Genomic DNA, 25,221 nt, shown 5'->3' with positions numbered 1-25,221 from the left:
GTTTTTTTAGACACTTAACATGATGGACTTTGAGCAGTGAATTAGTCATTGATTCATCTCAAGGAGAAAGTCGAATCGCCCTACTGAAAGACAAAAGCCTCGTCGAACTGCATGCAGACGGCGACGGCAACAAGTTTAAAGTAGGCGACATCTATTTAGGCACCGTAAAAAAGATCGTAAATGGCTTAAATGCAGCGTTTATCGATGTAGGCTATGAGAAAGATGCTTTTTTACACTATCAGGACCTCGGTCCACAGATTAATAGCCTAAATAAATATTCGAAACAACTTCGGGCGAATGCGAAACAATCGCAGAGCCTGAAGGGCTTCGAACTAGAGCCCGATATCGAAAAGCTTGGAAAAATTTCCAGTGTGCTTTCACGAAATCAACAAATACTCGTTCAGGTGGTGAAAGAACCCATCTCGACGAAAGGGCCTCGACTCTCTTGTGAGCTCTCCATAGCGGGACGCTATTTGGTTTTAGTCCCTTTTTCGAATACCGTAAACGTCTCTAAAAAGATTCGTAGCGCGGAAGAAAGGAAGCGCTTAGTTCGCCTTATTACCTCCATAAAGCCGAGTAATTTCGGTGTTATTATTCGCACAGTAGCAGACGGTCAGTCTGTGACAGAGCTGGATAAAGACCTACGAAATCTCGTGGACATCTGGGATAAGGGAATGGAAAAGCTTCCCAAAGCGAAAAATAGGGATAAAATCGTGGGAGAGATGAGCATGGCCTCTTCGATTATAAGAGACTTGCTAAATGAATCTTTCGATGCAATCACCGTAGAAGAAGAATCTACATTCAATCAGATTCGGTCTTACATCAAGACCATTGCCCCTGAGAAGGAAAAAATTGTCAAGCTTTACTCCGGTAAAGCGAAGCTCTTTGAAAGTTTTGGAATAGAAAAGCAGATAAAAAGCTTGTTCGGGCAAACAGTCAGCCTCCCACAAGGAGGTTACCTGATCATCGAACATACAGAAGCCCTGCACGTAGTCGACGTAAATAGCGGAAATAAGTCTAACCAAGAAAGCGACCAGGAAATGACTGCACTAAAGACGAATCTCGTCGCAGTAAAAGAGGTGGCCAGACAGCTCAGACTACGGGATATGGGTGGCATTATCGTCATCGACTTTATCGACATGAAAAAGGCCGATAACAAAAAGGCTATCTTCGATGCCATGAAAGACGAGATGCGCGGTGATCGATCCAAGCATACCATTCTGCCACTTACAAAATTCGGACTGATGCAAATCACCAGACAGCGCGTCCGTCCAGAAGTGAACATTGTTACAAAGGAAATTTGCCCAGCCTGTAATGGCACAGGTAAAATCCAAGCCTCTATTTTGGTGGCAGACCGATTAGAGAAAGACCTAGAACATATCGCTACTATCCAAAACGCTTCCAATATCCACATCGGATTACACCCTTACCTGCATGCTTATTTCAGTAAGGGGATCATTTCGAAACGTGTGAAGTGGTTTTTGAAATACTTCAAATGGGTAAAACTGATTCAAGATTCCTCCCTACCAGTGACGGAGTACAGATTCCTCGATGAATCTGGAGAAGAAATAGAACTAAACGTTAAAAACGAGGCTGAATAGCCTCGTTTTTTTTGTTGAATCACCGCTGACCTCAAGTGCCCTGCCGCCCTAAAGCAAACGACCTTGCGAACGCCAAAGAGGTCGCCCTCGTAGCAGCCACCACAAGAGAAAAGGGCCTAAAAAATTAAAACTACGAAGCAGCACCTGAGGATATTGCTCCAACCCAAGCTCTGTAAGTCGCGAAAAAGCAGTTAAAAAGCCCCAAAAAGCCATCCAAAACATGAGCCCGCTCCAAGGACGAACGAGCACCCACACTGCTACGACTACATCCACCGCCCCAATCACGCGAAGTACTTGTATCGCCTGGCTCTCACGTAAACGAAACCCAAAGCGACGTGCCGTGCCGATAAGGTAATCGATAAAATGGGGATGCTGGTACAGCGCTTCTAGCCCATGTGAAAAAAAAGTCAGCCCAAGCCCCACACGTAAAGCCCAAGCGGATGCTTTGGGGTACCCCAAAACCCAAAACACAAAAGCAGGATAGCTGAGGATCCGAACCGCCTGCGTCATAAAGGCCCACTCACTAAAATGAGCGCCCCCCTGATACCAAGTCATGGAAGTCACCAGCACCTGTAAGCTCCCCAGCAGCAATGCGGCAAGTAGCGTAGGCCGCAGCAACCAAAACAAGGCCGCCGCCAGATGCACATAGGCCAGCAGCAGGTCGACCTGCCGACTTGCCGATTGCTCCCAGCCACGGTCTAAAAACAGGTAAGACTCTAAACTACTCCCCCCCCGGAAATAAAAGTACATGCCTAGACACTGGAGTGCTAAGGCTACCCGAAAAAGCAGCTCTAAAGACGTGCTATTTCCGCCAGCACGCCAGACAGGCAGACCCAAGCGAAACAACTTTGAGCGAGAAGACTTTGGGCGAGAGGACTGCTCCATACCTATTTATAGCTTACGCGGCACCCGGCTGTAATGATCCAGGGTATCTCCCTCCATCCCGAAAGCCGTAATGTGGAGTTTTTCGCCTGTGGCACGCAGCACATGCACATTATGAGCACTCGTAGCGAATCCCGGCTCCTGAATAAACCAACGACTCGTATCCGGTACCCGCTGCGGTACCCCTAAACCACCCTCTCCAATATATACGATGCCGGATTCATCTGGCCTATTATTGCGTATCGGCAAGGTCCGCTTCAAAGTATGCCCATCTGACTCGAGCGCTAAATCGATGGTATAGCGCTCAAAAAGGGGGACCCAATTGTCCCGCACCCGCTTAAATGGCGCCGCATTCACATCTTTGTGCACCGGATAAGCCGGACGGTGATAATTGACCACCAGCCAGCGATGCCGTAGGCGCTCCCGCGCCAAAGCTTCCTCCAGCCAGTCGTACTGATCGCCCGCAACAGATATTTCCGTGTTCATGGTCAAAAGATGAAACTGTGCACTGAACTGCGTACCGAAATAATAGCCCTCACCGCTGCCAGAACGTGGCCTTCCGATGTAAAAATTCTCCTCGAAGCCTACCTGCATATCATGATTCCCCCGAGAAAGTACGAGTGGTAAAATACGGCCATCCCGCCCTTTACAGAGCTCCTGATCTTCAAACCACCAGTATAAATGCATCCAGTTGGCTGTGCTACCGTAATCGGCTCCATGCACAAAGGCTAAAATCTCCGGATTATCCTCCATCAAAGTTCGAATCCTGCGGTTCATCGCCTGGCGATCGACATGCGGCCGCAGCCCGGCATAGCGGGGCTTATCTCCTCCCATGCGCGAATCTCCTCCCCACATAAATGCCACCGGCTTATCGGTCTGTGAAGCCGTCAGAAAGTAGTATTCCTCAGAAAGCTGACCATCCACCTGAATACGAAAATAATAGCGTGTATCCGGCTGCAGACTTTTTAGCTCAGCATGATGATAAAACCCCTGTGGCAGATCGGTAAACTCCCGGTCTTCTGCCGTCATGGTAATCGCCCCCTGCCGAACGGTTCTTTGCGCCAGCGCAAAACGCTCCGCTGTAATCCCTGGCCGAGTGTCCAGTAACACGCGGGACTCCTTACCCTGAGCATGTAATGTGGTCCAAGAAATAATCGCCTCAGTGGCGGGCCGCTCCACCCAAATCACCCGCGCATGCCGAATTTCCAATTGCCGCGATGGGCCATAAAAGGCGGTGATGCCAACGAGTAGTAGCAATAGGCCAAAACACGCCAGCAGGCGCTTACTTGATTTATGCATAGTCAAGAAATTATTTCCGCCCATCAAGTTAACACCTGATGAGCGGAAGTACCTTATAAATTATATCGTAGCCCTAAATGGCCCCACCAAGAGTGGAAAGAGGCTCTGTACGGATACACGGGCTGTCCAAAATAATGAACGTGCGAGGAATTTGTTAAATTATTCAAGTTGATAAAACTCGAGAAATTCTTGCTGATACGCTGAGAGGCAGTAAAGTCTAACTGCCCGATCGATGCAAAATACCGGTCTAAAAACAGCTCTCCACGCTCCTGAATGGAAGGGGCGCTCGTGCTCCCCCCTACGCTGTGCAACCATGTATCTCTCCAGTTATACGAAAGCTGAGCAGAAAAGCCGCCTTTATCATACTGTAGGGCGACATTGTAGACATGTGGCGTCTGAAGTGGAAGTGGAATGCGGCGTTCATTGGGTACGATAATCTTAGCCTCAGACCGGCTGTAGGTATAATTAGCATAGAGTCCGAAGTTACTGAGGAAACCAGGTAAAAAGTCTAATTTCTGCTGCCACGCCAGCTCAATGCCATAAACAAAGGCCTCTTCCCCATTTAACGGCGTGATCAACTGGTAGCCATCAAACTCACTGCCATCGTGGATGAAGAGCGTTTCGTTATAGATAAAGTCATTCAGCTTTTTGAAGTAAGCCCCTACCGAGAGCACCCCTACGTTCTGAAAATAATTTTCGAACATCAAGTCGATATTATGGGCTCGTGATGGCGCTAGGTCCGGATTTCCTGTCAGGATCACCTGATTGTCCTCATTCACCACACGATAAGGCACTAAATCAGAAAACATCGGGCGCGCAATCGTGTTCGTGTAGGCGAATCGAATGTTGGCATCACGTGAAAGAGCGTACCGCAGATTCATCATCGGAAAGAGATTAAAATAATTTATGGCATCATTTCGTACCTCCTCCGTCCGCGCATAATTTCCTTCTGCATCGAAAAAGACCTCATTCCCCACATAGGCATTGGCTACTTGTTCGGCCCGCAAGCCCAAATTAGCGCTGAACTTCCCTACCGTGTAATCGGTCATGACATAGCCTGCAAAGATATTTTCTACCGCACGATAATTATTGGGATCCGATGCACTGCGCGTACGATTTTCATCTAAACCAAAACGCGCCTCATTTTCATTGAAAAATGCTTTGCCCCTTTCCCAGTCGATCTGACCGTTTATCGGATAGCGACCACCGATCAAGTTACGATCCAGTGGGGCATATAAATCCGCCATCGTCAGCCGACCATCGAAGGAAGTCCAGCGCTGTTCCAGCATCTCGCGTTGCTTCACTTTTTGCCAGGCTTTAGCGCCTACTTTAAAATATCCCCTGCCAGAACCAAGCAGGTAAGGGGTCTTTAAATTAATCGTCGCAAACAAATCTGTATCGCGAACCTCGTCTCTTCTGCGCTCATAATACCGAAAATCCATCTGGTCCATATCCGAAAGCTCCACCTCATTACTCACCGTGGCCGACCCAAACTGTCGATTCGATATATCATAGCTGAAATTAGGCCTCCCTGCATGACGGAAAGCATAATACTCGCGCAGAGGTACCTGGAACGTCCCATAGGAATAGCCTACATTGTAATCCAAGGTACTCTTGCCGATGTCCTGCTGCCCACCGGCATTTAAACTGATTAGATTCGTGATCCGGTTGTATTCACGCAGCACCTTTTCGTATCGCCCACGCTCCACCTGTCCGGGAGCGACGAAATTTCCGGCATCTAAACCCAGACGCGCGTCATTTCTTACCTCATATTCATCGTAATTATTATATACTGCGCGAAAATACATGCTCGATCGATCCGAAACCGTGTAATCTATCTGGCCCCCGATGCCGATCCGGCGTCTTTCGGTCTCATAAAAAGAAGGCCGTAGGCCGGCCAAAACATCCTGCGGACCCTGACCATAATCCTGAACACCCCAGTCGTGTCGGATATCTTCCGTGGCCCTATTATCCTGCTGAAAAGTGCCACTTAACACGAAGTCCCATCTCCCCACACGCTGGCTGTACGTAGCCGAAGACAACCACTGCGGGCGCCCCGACATGTGATTATAGCCAGTCGCGGCAGAAGCTTTAAAAAGAACACTATCGCCTACAGGTCGTGTGGTTAATAAATTGATCGAACCGCTTGTCGCATCGGCGTCCATGTCGGCAGTCACTGACTTAACTACCTCCATAGAACTGATCATGCCGATCGGAATGATGGCCGTATTCGTTTCTCGATCCGTTTCACCTGTGGAAGCCACCCGCTGCCCATTTAAAGTAACCGTGTGGAAGCTCGAGTTTAAGCCACGAATCATGACCGACTGCGCCTCACCTCGCTGGGGCTCAGTCACCACGCCAGGCACACGCTTGATCGCCTCGGTTACATTCAAATCCGGAAAACGCTCCATTTGCTCGTAAGCCACAACATGCTTCAGGTTAAGTGCCTCCTTTTGCACGCTAAGTGCCCGAGACTGCCCTTTGCGAAAGCCGACGATCGTAATCTCCTGCAGCTCATCGAATGTAGCCTTTAAGCGAACAGTAAGCGCTTCGGCCGTATCTGCACGAATCAAAACCTCTTCAGCAGAGGAGGTATATCCCATATAGGAAAAAAGTAATACCTGCGGCCCCTCTGGGATATTTTGTAGCCGGTAACTGCCATTGCTATCGGTAACCGTACCGACAGTTCCAGACACCGTCTCCACGCGGATGGTGACCCCGATTAAGGGCTCTCCGGAGACCGCATCGAACACACGGCCGCGCACTTCTCCCTTTTCCTGCTCCCGCACCTTTAAGGGTGTACGTGGTACTACGATGACACGCTCCCGAATTTGTCGGAAACTATGCCCCGTCTGCGCGGAAACCTGCTCCAGCACTTCTCCTAGTGATTCTAGCTCCGCGTCCAGCTGAATGGCCTCCAAAAGGTCCACCCGATCACTGCTGTACACAAAGTGTAAAGGAGTCTCCCGCTCCACCGCTTCCATAAAGGAGCCGAAGGTGCGTGCCTGTTCCATGCTACGGAAAGCTTTCATCTTGTAGACACTCTGGGCCGATGTCCCAGAAGCCAGTGCCAGGCAAGTAAAAAAAAGACTCAGGGTAAAACCCCAAAATGCTGATTTCGTCATACACCAAAGTGGATGAAGTAAAGAATTTTTCATAAATTTGAATGTTCAGTGGGTGCGGTAGCACCTACTAAGCTTACCAAAAGGAGATCCCCCCAGATCTCCTTTTTTTAGCAGGGCCTACCACGAAATAAGAAAGTATGTTGGTGAATTTCTGTAAGTTCTAGCTGCATAACCTGCGCGATCATGCGCAAGACCTCGGTACCACTTTCAGCACCTATTTTCCCGGTAAAGCGGCAGCCGAGTAAAGCCGAGTCTGCTACTTGTATCTTGATCCCTTTGGCACGTTCCATCGCCTGAAACACTTCCGCCAGCGGAACAGCCTCGAAAGACCACTCCCGCTCCGTCCACAAAAAGGGCTGCTCAGCGCCGATTTCTTCCTGGCTCCATACACTATCCATCACCCGTAGTCGCTCACCGGCAGCCACCGCAGAACTTCGCGGCTGATTTGCATCTATAATCTGCACACTGCCAGTAGCTACCTCCACCTGAAAATGGCCCGCAACTGATAATAAATTGAAGGAAGTGCCCGTCACACGTGTCGTAGTAGCTTCTCCCACGATCAGAAAAGGGAGCGCCTCATCCTTAGCCACATGAAAGAAAAACTGCCCCTCCACCTGAACCTCCCTGTGGACCGTTCCGTAGCCAGAAGCGTAGCTTAAACTAGCCCCAGGTGCCAAAGTCACGCGTGTACCATCTTCTAACTGCAAAAATCGACGCCCGCCTTCCGCAGTAAAGATGCTTAACGAGGCCGACTGGTCGATCGGCTCTGCAGGATAAAACAAGAAAGAAAGAACAAGTAAGGCGCCTAACAGTACTGCTGCTATGGCCTTCGGCCAAATAGAACGCGCCAACCTATCCGTCCACATAGAGGAAAAATCCGCTTGCGCAGCCTTCGGAGCGCTAGGTTCTGATACATGCACCTGAGCCAATACCCGCTGCTGAATTCGGGCTAAAGCGAGCGAACTGTCCGTGGCTTCCGCACAATGCCAAGCAAGCGCAAATGCCTCCGCGATGGCACCCTCTCCGTCCAGCTCCGCCGCCAGGCTAGCCAGAGCTTCCTCCTCAGCCGTAGTTAAGGATTCTGCAGCCAAGCGACGTACCAGTAAGGCCTTATACTTTTTTTCTGCTAGTAGTTGATTTTCCATGCACCCTTAGGACAAGGTTTCCACTCCTTACTCCCGAAAAAAAGGATGAACAAATCGTGAAGCCTTACGCCTAAAAAACAAGTTAACATAATGTTACTCGAAAAAATAAAAAGCATTTAGCCCTTTAGATGAAAAAACTTCGCCAGCTCCTGCAGGGCTAGAGCCACCTGATTCGCCACCGTCTTCGGATGTAAATGTAAAACAGCCGCAATTTCCTCATGCCGCAGACCCTGAAAGCGCGAAAGTTCAAAGATAAGCTTGCGCTGGCGCGGTAATGCACCCATAAAAATGGCTAACTCCTCCTGCAGCCCCTCCATCCGCAAAGCAGCATCTGCTACCTCCCCCGCCTGCAAATACCCTATTCCTACCTCCTCTGACGAGAGGGGTGTGGTCGGAAGACGACGTTTTTTCAACCTATTTAAGGCCGCATTCTTCACACTTATCGTCGCATAAAGCTTGAACGTACCATGTAAAACGAGCAGCTCCTCACGCTCCCACAGCCCGATAAAAAAATCCGCTACTAGCTCCTCCGCTTCCGCCTCTTCGGGAAGCATATGCCGAGCCACCGTAAACAGCAGCCCATTATAGCGCTCCATAAGTTGCGCTAAAGCGGCACTATCGCCCCGCTGTAGACAGTATAAAAGTTCCTGATCCGACCGATTTACATGAGCACTAAGCATACCTACTGGGTTTTCTTCAAAGGTACCTTTCATGCATGACCTATTTTTGACCCCCAGTTTATGAAAACATTATGCTTTACCTTGCCCCTAGCGACTACGCATCCGCATCGATCGCGAAGGCCCCTCCTCTAGGTCTATCAGATAGCCATTGACTACCGCATACCGAAGGACGCCGGCATCATCAGCTAAGAAAAAATTCGCAGGAGCACCTAAACCGATGCCAGTAGGGGTGGAAGCAGGTCCGCTGCTGAGCAGCAAAGGATAAGGATGTACCAAGCCCTCAGGCAATCCCTTTACCTGAAGCGCCAGCTGCCCCGCACGCAAATATCCCATCGCCTTCTCCATACTTAAATCGGTCAGTGACGGTAAAGGCTCGGAAACAACCTCCGCTGCACGCACACGCAGTGCACTCCCATCTAATTCCTCATATCCGTAAAAAACAGATAAATCGCCCATATCATCGATAGCCCCCTGCACATAGTAACCCCCCATAGCCTCGACCTCTCGCCGCTTCACCCCGAGGTCCATGCGCAGCTCCTGCCCCGCTAGCTCCACCTGTACATTGCGCAGCACCAGATCCATCAACTTCAAATCATTATCCGGAATGGCATAGTAAGCTGCGATATCCTGCTGCTTGTACTCCTCCGTCGCGATCGCCAAAAGCGCCTGTAGCATGAGCATAAAATTGTACTTGCGAATTACCTGCTTCTCCGGATCATTCGGGTAGCCACCCGATTCAATTAATATCGTAGAGGTGCCCCACTTCTGAAAATTATCCCCGAAGGCCCGTGGCTCGAAAGCATCGTTATACTTGCCCACATGGTCTGGCTCCGCTTCCTGCATCAGCGCATGCATCCCTACGATCACCTGCATGGCTGCCTCCCGCACCGCATTTACCTCCGTGGCAGCATTGTAGGCTGGCGCCAAAACAGAAATCGTAGCCGGGTTGCCCGTACCCTTTACATTATAATAGGTCTGCTGATCATGTAAATTAAAGCCAAAATCAGGCGCAAAATCATCGCGAACAGCCTTCAAAAAGCGTGCCTCAGGAGAAGCTTGCGCGATCGCATCCCGATTCAAGTCGATGTCCAGCGCATTCCGCCGTATCCAGCGGTCAGCCCCATCCGGGTTCACCACGGGAATAAACTTGAGCTGTAAACGCTCATGCAGGAGCTCGCGCCAAAGCGCAAATTCTGGGTCCTCTCCCTCTAAAAAGTTAAACAGATCGAATAGCGCCATCGTCGCCGTACTTTCATTTCCGTGCATTTGAGACCATAGCATCACCTTCACCGGCCCCTGACCATAATCCACCTGATACACCTGCTGTCCCTCCACCGATTTTCCAAGAGGAGAAACGGACAACTTATCCGAAGCTCGCGCCGTGATGAGCGGCAAAACATCCGCATACAGGAAACGGCGCTCTTGAATACGTTTCTCTTGTGAAGCCGTATAGGCCTGCTCCAGCTGGCTGAGCGTGTAAGAGACTTCTGCCTGCTTGGAGAAATCCCCTGCACCTGAACAGGAAAATAGCAGGAACGCTACAGAGAAAAAGAAGAAAAACGATGAGAAATGCTTGATCATAAAAGAAAAGAGATAAATGCTAAAATTCTTTGTTTACACACAAAACTTATGTAAAAATTTTATTTTACAAAAGCCTTTATGCAATTTTGTACGAGCGGCCAACTCTTCCCAGAGCAGCACCGTACAAGCCAGAGGAAATGATAGCCTAAATTACACATTCAAGTAGAAAAGCCCATGAAGCTCTCTTATTTTATTGCCGACCTGCCCCTAAAGCACACCTTTACCATCGCCCATCAAAGTCGCGATGTGCAGGATACTGTTATCGTGAAAGTGGAACATGAGGGATACTTTGGGCTGGGCGAGACGACGACTAATCCTTTTTATGGCATGACCCGGGAAAATATCACGGGAGCTCTGGAGCGTGTGCGCGACATCGTAGAGGCCCTGCCGGGCATCCCGCATCCTGAGCATTTCTGGACACATGTGAAGCCTTTTTTTGAAGACAATCCTTTCGCACACTGCGCCTTAGACATGGCACTTTGGGACCTGTTTACGAAGCACCAGGGGAAAAAACTGTACGAATACCTCGACCTAGACCCGAGGAAAATCCCACTTACTAATTTCACCATCGGCATCGCAGATATTCCCACCATGGTAGCGAAAATGAAAGAAGTAGACTGGCCCCTTTATAAAATCAAGTTGGGCACCCCCGATGATCTCTCCATTATCCGGTCTTTGCGCGAGCACACCCATGCACGCTTCCGGATCGATGCGAACTGTGCTTGGACGGCAGAGGAAACGATCCGGCTGGCGCCAAAGCTAAAGGCACTAGGAGTAGAGTTTATGGAGCAGCCCCTACCTAAGGATGATTTAGCAGGCATGGAGCGTGTCTATGCGCATAGCGTGCTGCCGATCATCGCAGATGAAAGTTGCATCGAAGAAGCCGACGTGAAAAAATGCGCCGGCAGATTTCATGGCATTAACGTGAAGCTGGTAAAGGCGGGCGGCATCACCCCTGCTCTCAGGATGTTAAAGGAAGCACGGCAGCTGGGCATGCTCACGATGGTGGGCTGCATGACAGAAAGTTCTATCGGTATTTCTGCTATCGCACATCTAGCCCCACTTTTAGATTACGTAGACATGGATGGCGCCATGCTGCTAGCAGAGGATATCGCCAAGGGTGTACAGATAGCCGTCGAAGGAGTAAAATTTCCTGATGGACCCGGCATCGGGGCCGAGCTTTTAGCCCCCTTAGGCTAAAAACCTAGAAAAGACAACAGCTTTCAGTGAGCTTCCTGATGCGCTAAGTAGCGCCACCAACCTTCTTTTTTATAAGAGGTCCTACGCTGCTGCTCCTTTTAATTATAGAGGGCACTTAAATAATACTATGAAAAGTTTTTTTAGGATTTAAAACTAAGAGCCTCTTGGTATTAAAACCATCAAATCAAAATTAAACCTTACGTGTAAAGGGTTTACTTCTTAAAGACAAAATTTTATACTTTTAGAGTAGACCCCAGCACAATGAAATATGTTATCCACTTTCTCCTTAGTGGCCTGATACTGCTCGCCCTATTCGCTCCATGCCCTTCACTCCAGGCGCAGAACCTCCAAGTAGATGCCCATCATGCTAAAAAAATCACCGAGACGATCGTCCTCGATGGCATTTTAGATGAAGCTATCTGGCAGGAGGACGGCTGGGCCGGCCAGTTTACCCAGTATTTTCCCTCAGACACCTCTTTGGCGGAAGCCCAAACCCGCGTAAAAGTGGCCTACGATGAGCGCAACCTCTACATCGCGGCCGTCATGCTCAACAAAGGCCCGCGCACAGAAGATCAGTATGTCAGCACCTCCCTGCGCCGAGACTACCGCGGAGAGCAAAACGATGGAGTCAGCTTCCTTTTCGATACCTTTAACGATAAAACGAATGCCTTCCAGTTCGGTGTTAATCCTTTCGGGGTCATGCGAGAGTCTCTTATCGCAAATGGTGGCATGGTGCCGGGCGACCTAAACCTCGCCTGGGATAATGTCTGGTGGGCAGAAGCTAAAATCTATGAAGACTACTGGGTGGTAGAAGCCATGATACCTTTTAGTACCCTGCGCTATAACGATGGCGCGAAAAAGTGGAACCTGAATTTCTACCGCATCGACAGTGAATATAATGAGCGCAGCACCTGGGCACCCATCCCCCGAAACTTCAGCATGATCGCGCTGGCCTTCATGAAGGAGCTGCACTTCGAAGAACCACTAAAAAAACGGGGCAGTAATGTCTCCCTTATCCCTTACGTCGCAGGGGGCAGCGCCCAAAATAACATCGACAAGACCGCTGACCCCTTCCGGCCCTCCTTCGGCGGCGATGCCAAGGTGGGTCTAGGACCGGGACTTAACCTGGACCTGACCTTTAATCCAGACTTTTCACAGGTAGAAGTAGACCAGCAGGTAACTAATCTAGATCGTTTTGAGATCTTTTTTCCCGAGCAGCGGCAATTTTTCCTCGAAAATGCAGACCTCTTCGCTGACTTCGGCGCAGATCGGATTCGTCCCTTCTTCTCCCGACGCATAGGAGTCGACCGCGATGAGCGCACTGGCCAAAACGTGCAAAACCAAATTCTATACGGCGCGCGCCTCTCCGGAAAAATTACCGATGACTGGCGAGTAGGGGCCATGAACATGCAGACCGCCTCCGACGCCGAACGCGGTATCGCCGGTAGTAACTTTTCCGTGGCCGCTGTGCAGCGCAAAGTCTTTAACCGCTCTAATGTGGGGATGATCTTTGTGAACCGGGAACGCCTCGACCTGGAACAAGGTGGCTTCAATTTTGACCCGAATGCCCGCAACTCCCTCATCGGATTCGATTACAACTTGGCCTCCAGGGACAATCGCTGGACAGGGAAATTTTTCTACCACCAAACGCAAGATGAAGGCGTGAAAAATCGTAACCAAGCCATTCATGGACAGCTGAATTACGCTCAGGTCAACTTCAACGCCAGCGTAAGCTACTCGAAAGTGGGAGAGAACTTTAATCCCACGGTAGGCTTCACTCCTCGAAATGACTTCCAGCGCGCCGCGGGCAGCATCGGCTACCAGTGGTTCCCGCGCTCCCGACTTATCAATAGACACGGGCCAGGCGCTGAAACAGAAACCCTCTGGAACGAGACCCTCGGCGTGACCGATGAACTGCACACCCTGTTTTACCGCATCCAATTTCAGTCCTTATCGACCATCACCATGGCCGTGAGTAACCGATATACCTACCTTTTCTTCCCCTTTGATCCCACCCGGACGGGCGGCAAAGCCCTCGAATCAGGCACTGACTACCGCAACACCTTCTTTCGCATGAATTTCTTTACAAATCCACGCAATAGCTTCTTTGTCAGTGGACGAACGGAAATCGGAGAATATTTCACCGGCGATATCCTAACGCTGGCGGGTTCGGCGAACTACCGCTATGGCTATCGAGCCAATATCTCCATGAACTTCAGCTTTAACCGCATCCGCCTCCCAGAGCCACAAAACAGCGCCGACCTCTTTCTAATCGGGCCCAGAATCGACCTCACCTTCTCGAAAAGCCTCTTCTGGACCACTTTTGTACAGTACAATAATCAAATCGATAACCTCAACATCAACACGCGCCTACAATGGCGCTATGCTCCTGTATCCGATTTCTTTTTTGTCTACACGGATAACTATTTCCCAACCACGTTCGTCTCCAAGCAGCGAGCCTTAATCGCGAAATGGACGTACTGGCTGAACTTATAAGGCAGGCTACAGGAGAATTTCCAAGATAAAATCTGGCTTATTTGTTTTGATGTAGGACTTTTCGCCCTCCGTCAAAATTTCCTGCGGGGTCCCATTAAGAAGGATTTCTTTATACTTCCCCGCAGGAAAGGCGAAACTCGTCGTCCAGTCTTTTTGAGAATGTTCCACCTGCGCGATTTTACGTCCATCTTTCCACTTATACTTGACCGTCAGCTCATTATCCCCCATAGGGAGACGCTCGATACTTACGCCTGGCTGCCAGGCATCCGGAAGGTGTGGCATTAGTTCTACATGGCGCTCAGCGGCCTTTGGGCGGATGCCCAAAAACTGCGTGATCACCGGAACAGCATAACTATATAGGTTCCAAGCCTGCGTCATCATGCCATAATCTGGAGAAACCTCATAAATGGAGCCCGGAAGGGCGAAACTGAAAGAACGCGTCATACGCTGCAGGTAGTCCAACGCCTGATTCGGGCGACCATAGTTATTCTCCGCCACCGCTTGAACTCCCGTAGGCAGTGTCATGACGGCGCCTACATACGAAAATACCTGGCTGCCAGAGAAACTTCCATCCTCCTCATCTGCACGCTCATCCCGATCGATTCCCGTAACGAATACACCGAAGGGATTCGTAAACTTAGCCCCCTTATCCAGTGCACGTATGCCTTTCTCCTGTGGCGCGATGCCCATCTCCATAGGCGTATTAACTACCCAGTTATGATACAACACGAAGCCCCGCTTCACCCCTTTCGGATACTTGCGAATGCGCTCGCGGGCCTCTTGCAGCTCGGCTACCGCCCAGGGTTTCTCCAGGGTGTCGGCACGTATTAAAGCATCTTCTAGCAGGAGAAGTGCCTCTTCTGGGGTGCCAATAAAATCGGCGTAAGCACCCATTTCCTCCACCCAAAATTCTTCGTTGATCTTCTCTTTTAGTTCCTTCGCTAACCTTTCAAAGCGTCGCTGATCCTGCTGCTCACCGAGCACGCCCGCCACATAGGCAGCATCCTCTAATCCCCGCTGCGTGTAAACAGCCACGTCGATCATTTCACTGTTGAGGCCATGAATTTCCATCATGCCATACCCATCAGGAAATAAGTTGCCGTCGCTGTCCTTTTTATCCAGCAGCCAGTTGAGTCCGGAGCGCATGATGGGGTAATTTTGCGTCAGCAAGTCCTGCTCGCCGGTCCAGTCGTATACCCAGCGGATGAGGGAGCTAAACTGCGGCGTCTCATTCACATTTCCCGGATTAAAAACGACTCCATTCGTACTTACCTCATGGATGATGCGTCCATCTTCAGTCCCCTGCTCAGAAAACTTTCGGATCAGGTCGATGGTATGGAGGGTGATGTCTTTCCGGCCTGTAGCGATGGCGCCTTTTAAGGTGTACTCATTGTCTACGCCGAACCACCATGGATAATCGGGCATACCCGCTCCCAAGCCACGGCCAAATTCAGGCACCTCCCGAACAAGCCATTCTGTGTTGTACTTCACCCAGCGAAACGCTTGATTAAATACCGAGTCGGGCGTAGTTAGATTCGCTTGGGCGGCGATTTCTGCATAGCGCGCGGCCTTGTCTTGAAAATACTTCGCATAGTTTCTCTTCAAATCCTCGTAGGTGGCCTCCATCGTCTCTTGGTCGGTGTAGGATCCCGCGATAAAAATGCGCATATCCGCACTTTGGCCCGGCTCTATCTCAAAATTATAGCTTAGCTTGGAGGCCTTGCCCAGGCCATTCGGCTTGTAAATACAAAAGGTAGCTCTACCCTCGCGGTACATCGCTAAGCGCTGGTCACCTCCGAAGATTACGTACCAAGGGTTCTGACTGTCCTTTCCCATCCAGCCCTGAAGGTCTCGATGAAAGGTAAGGTCATCCTCAGCATCCAGCATGCCGGTCTCTTCTCCTAACCACACTGGCCGCAAGTCCGTGTAGCCGGTAAATTCCATGAGTATCGGCCGCTTCTCCGGCGACACATTCGTCATGCGGTACTCTACGACCATGCCTTCCACACCATCCGGTACAAACTGCGCACGTGTAATCTCAAAATTCGGCACTTGATTACGGAAGACATGCTTATTCCCGATAGGATAGTTGACGAACTCATCCGCATCATTTAAACAGTATTCCCCATTATCGGCCATGGCTGTCATGGTAAAACCGTCCATTAGCTTTATCGGGTGGTTCCAAATTCCCCCCATTTCGCCAGGAACATGAAAACCCATATCGGGAAAGGTTCCATCTTGATGCCCCACCATGTAAAGCCGATCTCCTGCTGCGAAAAAAGGAGATTTTAAATACGCCTCTTTCCCTCGGATCCCTTCCTGAGCTTCTAATGCCTCTATAATAGAAAAGTTGATCTCGCCTTCTGAAGGCGAACAGGCCCACCAGCCTTGGGCCAGCAAGAGTAAAGCGAGTGTGTAGAGCGCCCCAGAAAGGCGAAAGCGACGCGTGAAAACACGTTTAATCATGGTTCTTTTTTTAATCTAAATAATACACACGCTTCACACGTGTTGAAATAGCTGTAAGTAGTTCATACGGGATCGTCCCTATCTCCTGGGCCAGCTGAATAAGCGGAAGCTCTTCTCCGAAGATAATTACCGTATCCCCCTCGCTGGCCTCTGGTATATGACTGACATCTACCATACACATATCCATGCAGACATTGCCCACGACCGGTGCCAGCTGCCCCTGGATGTACACCTTGCCCACGCCTTGGCTAAAGCGGCGATCGAAGCCATCGGCATATCCGATCGCAATGGTGGCGATGCGACCTCCTTTCGGAAGACTACCCGCTCTGCTATAGCCCACTGTTTCTCCCGGTTCTAAAACCTTTATCTGGCTGATAACCGTCTTTAGGCGAGAAACGGCGCGAAGCTCTCGATCTGCCATGCGGTTCACCTCCACTCCATAGAGCCCGATTCCTAACCGCACCATATCCATCTGTTTCTCTGGAAAACGAAGGATTCCCGCAGAGTTTAACACATGACGCAGTGGTTTGTTTGGCAAATCCGCCACGACAGCCGCATACATTTGCTCGAAACGAGCAATCTGCTCCCTGCTAAATGCATTATGCTCCTCTCCATCCGCCCCCACTAAATGGGTGTAGACCGAGGCAACGGCTAAACCCGAAGCAGTAGATAGCTGCTGCTTTAGTGCATCTACATCCTTCCAGTCGAAGCCCAAACGCTTCATGCCGGTATCCAGATCCAAGTGAATCTGCAAGGTGACGGCTCGCTGCTGCACAAAGTGCTGGAGCTCCCGCAAAAAGCGTAAGCTATACACCACTGGCTCCAGCTGGTGCTCTGCCAACAGTGGAAAAGCCTCCTCCAGGGGGTTCAACACCATGATGGGCAGCCGAATGCCCGCTTGCCGTAAGGCCACACCCTCATCTGTATAGGCTACTGCCAAGTAGTCCGCCTGGAGATAGCTCAGGTGATTCGCGATTTCCACCGCTCCTCCTCCATAAGCAAAGGCCTTGACCATCACCATGACCTTCGTCCCAGGCGCCAGCTTCCGCTTATAGAAATTATAGTTATGCGTCAGCGCATTCAAGTTAATTTCCAGTGAAGTACCATGGATGTTGCGCTCTAGCGCCTCCACGATACGTTCGAAACGGTAAGTACGCGCACCTGAGATGAGGATGACATCCTGCTGAAAAGGCTCCCGCTCCCGCAGGTAGGCCAGCAGCTCGTCTGTCGTCCGAAAGCAGTGTACGTTTTCCAGTAAATCCTTCAAGCCAAAGGCTTCCTCTCCTACCAAGTAAATGGAGTTAATGTCATGCTGGATGAGTAAAGCCGCCACCTCCGCATAAAGGGGTTCCGGCTCTCCCCCCTGCTTCAGCGCGGAAAGGACCAGGATCTTACGCCGCATCGGCCGCTGCTGCTGCATGAAGGCTAGCGCGATGCGCAATCCCGCAAGGTCGTTATTATACGTATCGTCGATAAGCAGGTTACCCGCCACCCCATTTTTCACCGTCAGCCGCATCGGAACTGTGCGCAGCTTTTCCAGGCCCTGCTGAATGGTGGACGGAGACATGCCTACCGTAAGCGCCGCCACGATCACCGCACGTACATTTTCTAAAGAAGCCGGATCCGTAAAGCGGACTCGAAAGGTGAACATGCTCATATCGGGCTTAAGTAGGAGGATTTGTGCCTGCCCCTCGCGTATCTTTACCCCTAGGCAGTAATCTTCTCCCGGGGTATCGGACCATAGCACCAAGCGCTCACGAGGAAAGGTGGCCAAAAGGGCTGCACGTACTGCCGGCTGATCGGCCCTGGCGATAATCAACCGAGACCGTCGAAAAAGTAGCAGCTTCTCCCGCAGTTTTTCCTCCCGATCTCGGAAGCCCGCATCATGAGCTGTCCCGATGTTCGTGAAAATACCTATTTCGGGGCGCAGCATCGCTTCGAGCCGCTCCATCTCACCTACTTGCGAGATGCCCGCCTCCATGAGCGCCACCTGGTGATAAGGAGCCAGCCCAAAGAGTGAAAGGGGCACCCCCACCTGGCTATTGTAACTTTTCGGGCTTTTGGCCACGGCAAATTGCTCGGAGAGCACCTGACCCAGCCACTCCTTCACGATCGTTTTTCCATTACTACCCGTCACCGCGAGCAGGGGCCGCTGAAAGGCATTCCGCTGGGCCGCTGCTAATGCCTGTAAAGCCTCGCGCGTGTCCGCCACTGCATAAAAAATGGCCTCCGGGTAGGCCGCTAACACCGGAAGCTGCTCCCTACCTACTAAAAAATGCCGTAAACCGCGCGCATACAGTTCCGCCACATACGCATGCCCGTCAAACTTGGCCCCCCGTAAGCAGACAAACAGGTGCCCCTGCCCCAAAAAAGACTCGCGGCTATCGATACTCAAGGACTCGATGGTCAGTAAATCTACCTGCTCAGTAGGGAGTAAGCTGTGGAGCGCTCCCGCGCAAAGGTCCACCAGCTCACGAGGACGAAATGCATATATCATGAAGATTTCTTAGCACTAAAGAACACCTGCTTCACCCAGCGGGGTAAGAAAAAGGCGCCCAAAAGTAAATACGGGTAGTAGGATAAGAGTCTCCAGAGAATCGACGTCACAAAAGTGTAGCCCCCTAAAAACTCAGAGAAGAATTGGTTAAAGAAGAACTCTGCCGTGCCACTGCTTCCCGGCGTCGGCGATACCATCATCGCGATCCACATGATCACCTGACGGGCGAAAATGAGTATGTGTTCACCAATTTCTAATGGAATGTAGGCGGACATCAGCGCGTTCAACATAAAATAGCGGCTCGACCAAATGAAAACAGTAGCCAACACGATCGGCACCCAGTAATCCCAGCGCTTGCCACGCAGCTCCTTAGAGGCCTCAATGATCTGGTCTCCATATTCGCTGGCTTGATGGCGCCAGCGCCGCAGCCATTTAATGGAAGCGATTTTCAGTAAGAGCCACTTGAACACGCGAGGCCGCCAAAACAGCGCTGAGGCCATCACCAAGGAGTAAAAGGCATAAAGCCCGTAGCTGGTAAAAAAAATGATTTCTAAACTGCGGCCCAGCTTCATTTCCATCAGACGCCCAGAAGGAAAAATATCCCCTTGTGCGAAAAACAGGATCAAAGGCGCTCCGATCACAAAGAATAAATTGTCTAAAATCGCCGTCAACATGACATAGGCTAGGGCCTTGCCCAACTTGATTTTTTCTTTGTTCAAAATAAAGACCGCTACAGCCGTACCACCTACGATAGAGGGGGTAACGGCACTGGCGAACTCCCATAAAATGATCACATAGAGCGCCCGAACCCATGTGAGCTCCCCGTCGGTGATCACACGAATCCGGTAAATATACCCCAGATCTCGGAATAAGATCACCACGATAGCCAGCACGATGCCCACCCAAGAAGCATCAAAAATCCCTCGAAGCGTCGCTGTGTTTACATTCGGATCCAGATAAAAAAGGAGCAGCACGATCGCCACCCCGATCAATACAGGTACCCACACCCGATTCGGATTGAGCGTCTCGAAAATCTTTTTATTGTCTAACTTCATACGATTAGCGTCGGTGTGCCCGCAGTTTTCTCCACCCAGAAGTTATTAAAGCCCTCACCGATCCTAATGGTAACCAGCGAAGCCTGCAGGAGTTCCAAAATGGCCAAAAAAGTATAGATTATACGGATTTTATCCGGATTTTCTGTGATGATATCCGTAAATGCGATTCGCTCCTGAAGACTGATCCTGTCCAGAAGGTAGGCCTTTTGCTGCTCGATGGTATAGGGGTAAGGGATGACCGTATGGCGGGTCTCCTCGGCTCGCGCCGCAAATTTCCCGAGCACGCGCTGATACACCTTCAAGAGCTTATACAAGTCGATGTCCTGTACCTCTGCCTCCACCTCGTGGACCGGCGTCAGACTTTTCAGTTCCTGCTCCACATTGCCACGCACATGCATGGAGAGGCGGCGCTCTTCCATCTCTGCCAGCGTCCCCACCACAGACTTATACTTCTTATATTCGACCAGATGCCGGATCAGCTCCTCCCGCGGATCGACTTCTTCCCCATCCTCATTTAACTCGGGGCGGGGAATCAGCATCTTGGATTTAATTTTCATCAGCGTAGCTGCAAAGAGGATAAACTCACTGGCCACCTCAATTTCCATCTGCTCTAGCTGCTCGATGTAGGCTAAAAAATCGCGGATGATCCGCGCGATAGGAATATCGTAAATATCCAGCTCATCCCGCTCTATAAAAAAGAGCATCAGATCGAAAGGTCCCTCGAAAAGTGGTAATTTGATTTCGAAACTCACTGAATACTATTTATTTTGTCGTATTTTTGTCGCCTAATCGAATTCAAAGATATCATATTCCGTTGATATAATACGAGATAGGAATCCAAAATGATCAAACCGCCGCTAAACATTCACGTGAAGTGGCTGGTTTAGTTATTTTAAATCGAAACAGGAAAGGCATGTTGATAAAACCAGGTAAATTACTCGCTCAGATCGACAGTCCTGAGGACCTAAAAAAGTTCTCTAAGGATGAGCTGGTACAGATTTGTGATGAACTGCGACAGTTCATCGTGGACAATGTATCGATCTATGGCGGGCACTTTGGCGCCAGCCTAGGAGTCGTAGAGCTGACAGTAGCCCTGCACTATGTACTGAATACCCCCGAAGATCAGCTGGTCTGGGATGTGGGCCATCAGGCATATGGACATAAAATTTTAACGGGAAGAAAATCCCGCTTTCATACCAATAGACAGTATGGGGGAATCTCGGGATTTCCGAAACGTAAAGAAAGTGAATACGACACCTTCGGCGTAGGCCACTCCAGCACCTCCATCTCGGCAGCACTAGGCATGGCAGTAGCATCGACGTATAAGGGAGATCGGAAGAAGCAACATGTCGCGGTCATCGGAGATGGTGCCATGACGGGCGGGATGGCCTTCGAAGCCATGAACCATGCCGGCGTAGCGGATACGAACATGCTCATTATCCTAAACGATAACTGCATGTCCATCGACCCGAACGTGGGTGCTTTAAAAGAATACTTGACCGACATCACCGTCTCGCAGACCTATAACAAGGCGAAGGATGAGGTGTGGAACTTGCTCGGAAAGCTGAGTAAATTTGGTAGCTCCGCCCAGGAGGTGCTTTCTAAAGTGGAGGGGGCGATCAAGTCTGCCGTGATGAAGCAGTCGAATCTTTTCGAAAGCTTGAACTTGCGCTACTTCGGCCCTGTAGATGGACATGACGTGCACCATCTGGTCGAACTGTTAGAAGACCTGAAACATATCCCTGGGCCGAAAATCCTGCACTGTGTAACCGTAAAAGGAAAAGGCTTCGCGCCGGCAGAAAACGGTAATAAAACCACTTGGCACGCGCCTGGGCTTTTCGATAAAGTTACAGGTGAAATTTACAAGAAAAAACCTTCGGCCCCACAGCCGCCAAAGTACCAAGATGTATTCGGTCATACACTCGTAGAACTGGCAAAGGAAAACCCTGCCATCATGGGCGTCACCCCAGCCATGCCTTCCGGCTCTTCGCTGAACATCATGATGAAAGAAATGCCGGATAGAGCTTTCGATGTGGGCATCGCCGAGCAGCATGCGGTGACCTTCTCCGCTGGTTTAGCGACGCAGGGACTTGTGCCTTTCTGTAACATCTACAGCACCTTCATGCAGCGTGCTTACGATCAAGTTCTCCATGATGTCTGCTTACAAGAACTTCCTGTAGTATTCTGTTTAGACCGCGCAGGGTTCGCGGGAGCTGATGGCCCTACGCATCATGGAGCCTATGATATCGCCTTCTTCCGCTGTATTCCTAACTTGGTCGTCAGTGCTCCGATGGACGAAGAAGAGCTGCGTAACCTGATGTTCACCGCCTCCCGTTTCGGAGGGCCCTTCTCCATCCGCTACCCGAGAGGGAATGGGGTCATGCCGGAATGGCGCACGCCGATGCGGGAAATTCCCGTAGGCCAAGGACGTATCATTAAAGAAGGAGAAGAGGTGGCCATCCTAACCATTGGCCACATCGGAAACTATGCTGTAGAGGCCTGTGAAGCGCTTGCTAAAGAGGGGCTTAACCCCGCACACTACGACATGCGATTCGTGAAGCCACTGGATGAAGGACTTTTACATGAGGTCTTCAGCAAGTTCTCCAAAGTCATTACCGTCGAAGATGGCTGCCTGATGGGTGGCTTCGGAAGTGCTGTTTTGGAGTGGATGATGGACCATGGGTATCAGGCTCAGGTGAAGCGACTCGGCATCCCGGATGAGGTTATCGAACACGGAGAGCAGCTGGAGCTCCATGCCGACTGTGGTTTTGATCCCGCCGGCATCGCAGAAACCGTTCGGGCGCTAAGCGAAAAAATCCGCGCCTAAAAAAATTCTTGGCGACACTTTGGCCCATGAAAAGATTTCAAGACCTTTAAGCATCGTTCTTAAAGGTCTTTTTTATGTCCACACGCTTCGTCCGCCGTATCGCCAGCATCCAGAAAGGACGCCCCTGCCTACTCTTTCTCCATGGCTTCCTCGAAGACCATCGCATCTGGCAAGCTGCCCTGCCCGCTCTGGAAGGGGAGTTTGAGCTGCTCTTAGTCGACTTACCGGGCTTTGGGCAAAGCCCCATGCCTGCTGAAACAGAAGGTCCTCTTAGCGTAGAAAGTGTGGCCGTAAGCCTGCTCGACTGGCTTGAGGAACAAGATGCCACAGAAAACCTCTTTCTCATCGGCCACAGCCTCGGTGGCTACATTGCCCTAGCCCTAGCTGAACTACTGGGAGCGAAGCTGAAAGGGATTTGCCTGTTCCACTCCACGGCCTTTGCAGATAGCCCCGAAAAGCAACGTATGCGCGATAAGGTATGCAGCTTTCTGGAAAAACAGGGTGTAGAAGCCTTTCTGAGGGGATTTGTGCCCAGCCTATTTGCCCAGGGGCAAAGGGAGCTGCTGCAGGGCCCCATCCAATCTCTCATCCGGCAGGGGAGTCGGACACCCACCGAGGTGGCGCTCGCCTATACCCGAGCCATGCGCAATCGACCAGACCGCCGTGAAGTGCTCGCCCGCATGTCCCCTAGCCTATTCATCGCCGGCCTAGAGGACCCCGCCATTTCAGTCACAGACAGCCGTGCACAGGAAGGCCTCGTCGATAGTTTTGTTCTCTTGGAAGGAGTAGGACACATGGGCATGTACGAAAAAAATGCTGCCGGCATCGAAGCACTAGCAGCATTTTTAGAAAAGACCTTTCCTCCCGAGTCGCGGAATAGGAAAGCTTGATATACGGATGACTATAGAAAATACTTAATAGATCGCACGCATCTTAACCATAGGATGAGGATAGTGCCCACCGAGGCTGATGCCGTATTTTTTAAGGGTGCCTGGCGGCAAATCAAAAGGCTTTTGGATATCATAACCCGGCAATGCAGCGAGTTCCGGCACCCAGTGACGCACATAATCACCCTTAGAATCGTAATTTTTCGCTTGCTTCAAAATCGCAAAATAACGGTTTTCTCGTGGATCATTTCCAACGCCCGCCACATACATCCAGTTGCCCCAGTTGCTGCACACGTCGTAATCGATGAGCACCGACTCGAAGTAGGAAGCACCCCAGCGCCAGTCGATATTCAAATCATTCACTAGGAAGCTCGCCACATTTTGGCGGCCCCGATTCGACATAAAACCCGTTTCTGCCAGCTCGCGCATGTTGGCGTCTACAAAAGGAATGCCCGTTTGCCCTGCCACCCAGCGCTGAAAGAGGGTCTCATTACGCTGCCACCTTTCTGCATTCGGCTTGATGCCCTGCAGCCAAAAGATCTTATTGCCGTGTTTCTTAGCGATAAACTTAAAATAATCTCTCCAGATCAGCTCGAAAACGAGCCAGTAGGTAGACTGGTTTTTCTTGCGCTCCTTCTCATAGCGGACTACCTCCTCATAGATGTAGCGGGGCGAGATACAGCCTAAGGCCAGCCAAGGAGAAAATTTACTGGAATAATCCGCACCGAGAAGACCGTTACGTGTCTCTTTGTAGACTTTTAGGCAGTCATTTTCCCAAAAGTAGGTTTGGAGTCGCGCCAAAGCCGGACCTTCACCACCTTCAAACACCAACACGCCACGGTCCGAAACTTCGGGCTCCTCCAAACCAAGAGCTGCCAAAGTGGGAATTTCTCCTTTTGGCACATCTGGAAAGGGATAATATAATTCCTCCGGCGCAGGATAGGCCGGTCTGATTTTGCTAAATTTTTCGCATTCTTTCCGAAACTGGGTAAAGACTTCCGGGGTCTGCCCCACAGGGAAAGGAAGGTCTTGAATATGAAAGAACGTTTGCTGCCAAAAAGACTCTGTCACCACCCCCGCTTTCCAGGCAGCAGCCTCCACAGCCTTCTCCACCGCTACCTCCTCAGATGCGATTTCCTCTGAAAAGTACAGCGCATCTGCCTCTACTGCACGTAGAAAGTCGGGCAGCACCTCCTCGGGCTTGCCGTATAAGAGATGCAGCTGGGCGCCTAAATCGATAAGCCTAAGCCGTAAGTCGCAGAGCGCCTCGATGAGGAATTTGGCCCGAAAGGCGCCTGTCTTAGGAAGGCCTAAGCGCATGGTAGCGAACTGTCTCGGATCCACACAGTAAACCGGAATGACCTCCGCATCTTTTTCGTAGGCAGAAAATAAAGGTGCATGATCATGCACCCTTAAATCATTTCTAAACCAAACTACAACTCTTTTTGTATTCATTTCCTTTAAAACCGCTCATGGAATA

General features: G+C 50.6%; 16 protein-coding genes. 5 read left to right on the top strand and 11 right to left on the bottom strand.

Going from position 1 to position 25,221, the window contains the following annotated elements; all coding sequences use genetic code 11:
- The first annotated feature begins 29 nt into the window (after positions 1-29).
- Positions 30-1,601, top strand: coding sequence for an Rne/Rng family ribonuclease (locus ACXIT9_RS06610; RefSeq protein ID WP_458055435.1), 1,572 nt, complete (start codon positions 30-32; stop codon positions 1,599-1,601).
- 48 nt (positions 1,602-1,649) lie between these two features.
- On the opposite strand, the gene ACXIT9_RS06605 is transcribed toward ACXIT9_RS06610, so the two are convergent.
- The 6 genes from ACXIT9_RS06605 to ACXIT9_RS06580 all read right to left on the bottom strand — a co-directional run bounded on the left by ACXIT9_RS06605 (position 1,650) and on the right by ACXIT9_RS06580 (position 10,313).
- Positions 1,650-2,486 carry a hypothetical protein gene (locus ACXIT9_RS06605; RefSeq protein WP_458055434.1) on the bottom strand — a complete coding sequence of 279 codons (837 nt, stop codon included), beginning with the start codon at positions 2,484-2,486 and terminating at the stop codon, positions 1,650-1,652.
- Positions 2,487-2,492: 6 nt separating this feature from the next.
- Complete coding sequence (locus tag ACXIT9_RS06600; RefSeq protein ID WP_458055433.1) at positions 2,493-3,782, bottom strand: purple acid phosphatase family protein; 1,290 nt, start codon at positions 3,780-3,782, stop codon at positions 2,493-2,495.
- 53 nt (positions 3,783-3,835) lie between these two features.
- Complete coding sequence (locus ACXIT9_RS06595) at positions 3,836-6,796, bottom strand: TonB-dependent receptor (RefSeq protein ID WP_458055432.1); 2,961 nt, start codon at positions 6,794-6,796, stop codon at positions 3,836-3,838.
- A gap of 218 nt (positions 6,797-7,014) precedes the next feature.
- Positions 7,015-8,052 carry a FecR family protein gene (locus tag ACXIT9_RS06590; protein ID WP_458055431.1) on the bottom strand — a complete coding sequence of 346 codons (1,038 nt, stop codon included), beginning with the start codon at positions 8,050-8,052 and terminating at the stop codon, positions 7,015-7,017.
- A 116-nt stretch (positions 8,053-8,168) separates the two neighbouring features.
- A complete protein-coding gene (locus ACXIT9_RS06585; RefSeq protein ID WP_458055430.1) occupies positions 8,169-8,765 on the bottom strand; it encodes an RNA polymerase sigma factor in 597 nt (198 codons plus the stop codon).
- 54 nt (positions 8,766-8,819) lie between these two features.
- Positions 8,820-10,313 carry a M14 family metallopeptidase gene (locus ACXIT9_RS06580; RefSeq protein WP_458055429.1) on the bottom strand — a complete coding sequence of 498 codons (1,494 nt, stop codon included), beginning with the start codon at positions 10,311-10,313 and terminating at the stop codon, positions 8,820-8,822.
- Positions 10,314-10,487: 174 nt separating this feature from the next.
- Between ACXIT9_RS06580 and ACXIT9_RS06575 the strand changes: the two genes are divergently transcribed.
- Both ACXIT9_RS06575 and ACXIT9_RS06570 read left to right on the top strand, forming a co-directional pair.
- The gene (locus ACXIT9_RS06575; protein ID WP_458055428.1) at positions 10,488-11,513 is read left to right on the top strand and encodes a dipeptide epimerase; all 1,026 of its coding nucleotides are present in this window, start codon (positions 10,488-10,490) and stop codon (positions 11,511-11,513) included.
- 261 nt (positions 11,514-11,774) lie between these two features.
- Entirely contained in the window at positions 11,775-14,009 is a 2,235-nt protein-coding gene (locus ACXIT9_RS06570; protein WP_458055427.1) for a DUF5916 domain-containing protein, read from the top strand.
- Positions 14,010-14,015: 6 nt separating this feature from the next.
- Here the strand turns inward: ACXIT9_RS06570 and ACXIT9_RS06565 are convergent, their stop codons facing one another.
- The 4 genes from ACXIT9_RS06565 to ACXIT9_RS06550 are packed head-to-tail and all read right to left on the bottom strand — an operon-like array spanning position 14,016 to position 20,779.
- Complete coding sequence (locus tag ACXIT9_RS06565) at positions 14,016-16,475, bottom strand: alpha-L-rhamnosidase-related protein (protein ID WP_458055426.1); 2,460 nt, start codon at positions 16,473-16,475, stop codon at positions 14,016-14,018.
- Between the two features lie 10 nt (positions 16,476-16,485).
- Complete coding sequence (locus tag ACXIT9_RS06560; RefSeq protein WP_458055425.1) at positions 16,486-18,972, bottom strand: bifunctional UDP-N-acetylmuramoyl-tripeptide:D-alanyl-D-alanine ligase/alanine racemase; 2,487 nt, start codon at positions 18,970-18,972, stop codon at positions 16,486-16,488.
- Positions 18,969-20,027, bottom strand: coding sequence for a lysylphosphatidylglycerol synthase transmembrane domain-containing protein (locus tag ACXIT9_RS06555; RefSeq protein ID WP_458055424.1), 1,059 nt, complete (start codon positions 20,025-20,027; stop codon positions 18,969-18,971). The genes ACXIT9_RS06560 and ACXIT9_RS06555 overlap by 4 nt, the downstream gene beginning before the upstream one ends.
- The gene (locus tag ACXIT9_RS06550) at positions 20,024-20,779 is read right to left on the bottom strand and encodes a segregation and condensation protein A (protein WP_458055423.1); all 756 of its coding nucleotides are present in this window, start codon (positions 20,777-20,779) and stop codon (positions 20,024-20,026) included. The genes ACXIT9_RS06555 and ACXIT9_RS06550 overlap by 4 nt, the downstream gene beginning before the upstream one ends.
- Before the next feature lie 161 nt (positions 20,780-20,940).
- Here ACXIT9_RS06550 and dxs point away from each other — a divergent pair, with 161 nt between their 5' ends.
- Both dxs and ACXIT9_RS06540 read left to right on the top strand, forming a co-directional pair.
- Positions 20,941-22,854, top strand: a complete 1,914-nt coding sequence (dxs, locus tag ACXIT9_RS06545; protein WP_458055422.1) for a 1-deoxy-D-xylulose-5-phosphate synthase — start codon at positions 20,941-20,943, stop codon at positions 22,852-22,854.
- A gap of 74 nt (positions 22,855-22,928) precedes the next feature.
- Entirely contained in the window at positions 22,929-23,744 is an 816-nt protein-coding gene (locus ACXIT9_RS06540) for an alpha/beta fold hydrolase (protein ID WP_458055421.1), read from the top strand.
- Between the two features lie 24 nt (positions 23,745-23,768).
- Here the strand turns inward: ACXIT9_RS06540 and ACXIT9_RS06535 are convergent, their stop codons facing one another.
- Positions 23,769-25,196, bottom strand: coding sequence for a DASH family cryptochrome (locus ACXIT9_RS06535; protein ID WP_458055420.1), 1,428 nt, complete (start codon positions 25,194-25,196; stop codon positions 23,769-23,771).
- Positions 25,197-25,221 lie beyond the last annotated feature (25 nt).

Source organism: Nitritalea sp. (assembly GCF_054166705.1).
This window is presented reverse-complemented; position numbering and strand designations above follow the sequence as displayed.

What these genes read in the sequence shown, in the direction of transcription:
- ACXIT9_RS06600 (WP_458055433.1), bottom strand. Translation starts at nt 3,782, where the DNA reads ATGCATAAATCAAGTAAGCGCCTGCTGGCGTGTTTTGGCCTATTGCTA.
- ACXIT9_RS06570 (WP_458055427.1), top strand. Translation starts at nt 11,775, where the DNA reads ATGAAATATGTTATCCACTTTCTCCTTAGTGGCCTGATACTGCTCGCC.
- ACXIT9_RS06575 (WP_458055428.1), top strand. Translation starts at nt 10,488, where the DNA reads ATGAAGCTCTCTTATTTTATTGCCGACCTGCCCCTAAAGCACACCTTT.
- ACXIT9_RS06585 (WP_458055430.1), bottom strand. Translation starts at nt 8,765, where the DNA reads ATGAAAGGTACCTTTGAAGAAAACCCAGTAGGTATGCTTAGTGCTCAT.
- ACXIT9_RS06605 (WP_458055434.1), bottom strand. Translation starts at nt 2,486, where the DNA reads ATGGAGCAGTCCTCTCGCCCAAAGTCTTCTCGCTCAAAGTTGTTTCGC.
- ACXIT9_RS06535 (WP_458055420.1), bottom strand. Translation starts at nt 25,196, where the DNA reads ATGAATACAAAAAGAGTTGTAGTTTGGTTTAGAAATGATTTAAGGGTG.
- ACXIT9_RS06540 (WP_458055421.1), top strand. Translation starts at nt 22,929, where the DNA reads ATGTCCACACGCTTCGTCCGCCGTATCGCCAGCATCCAGAAAGGACGC.
- ACXIT9_RS06560 (WP_458055425.1), bottom strand. Translation starts at nt 18,972, where the DNA reads ATGATATATGCATTTCGTCCTCGTGAGCTGGTGGACCTTTGCGCGGGA.
- ACXIT9_RS06595 (WP_458055432.1), bottom strand. Translation starts at nt 6,796, where the DNA reads ATGGAACAGGCACGCACCTTCGGCTCCTTTATGGAAGCGGTGGAGCGG.
- ACXIT9_RS06590 (WP_458055431.1), bottom strand. Translation starts at nt 8,052, where the DNA reads ATGGAAAATCAACTACTAGCAGAAAAAAAGTATAAGGCCTTACTGGTA.
- ACXIT9_RS06565 (WP_458055426.1), bottom strand. Translation starts at nt 16,475, where the DNA reads ATGATTAAACGTGTTTTCACGCGTCGCTTTCGCCTTTCTGGGGCGCTC.
- dxs (WP_458055422.1), top strand. Translation starts at nt 20,941, where the DNA reads ATGTTGATAAAACCAGGTAAATTACTCGCTCAGATCGACAGTCCTGAG.
- ACXIT9_RS06555 (WP_458055424.1), bottom strand. Translation starts at nt 20,027, where the DNA reads ATGAAGTTAGACAATAAAAAGATTTTCGAGACGCTCAATCCGAATCGG.
- ACXIT9_RS06580 (WP_458055429.1), bottom strand. Translation starts at nt 10,313, where the DNA reads ATGATCAAGCATTTCTCATCGTTTTTCTTCTTTTTCTCTGTAGCGTTC.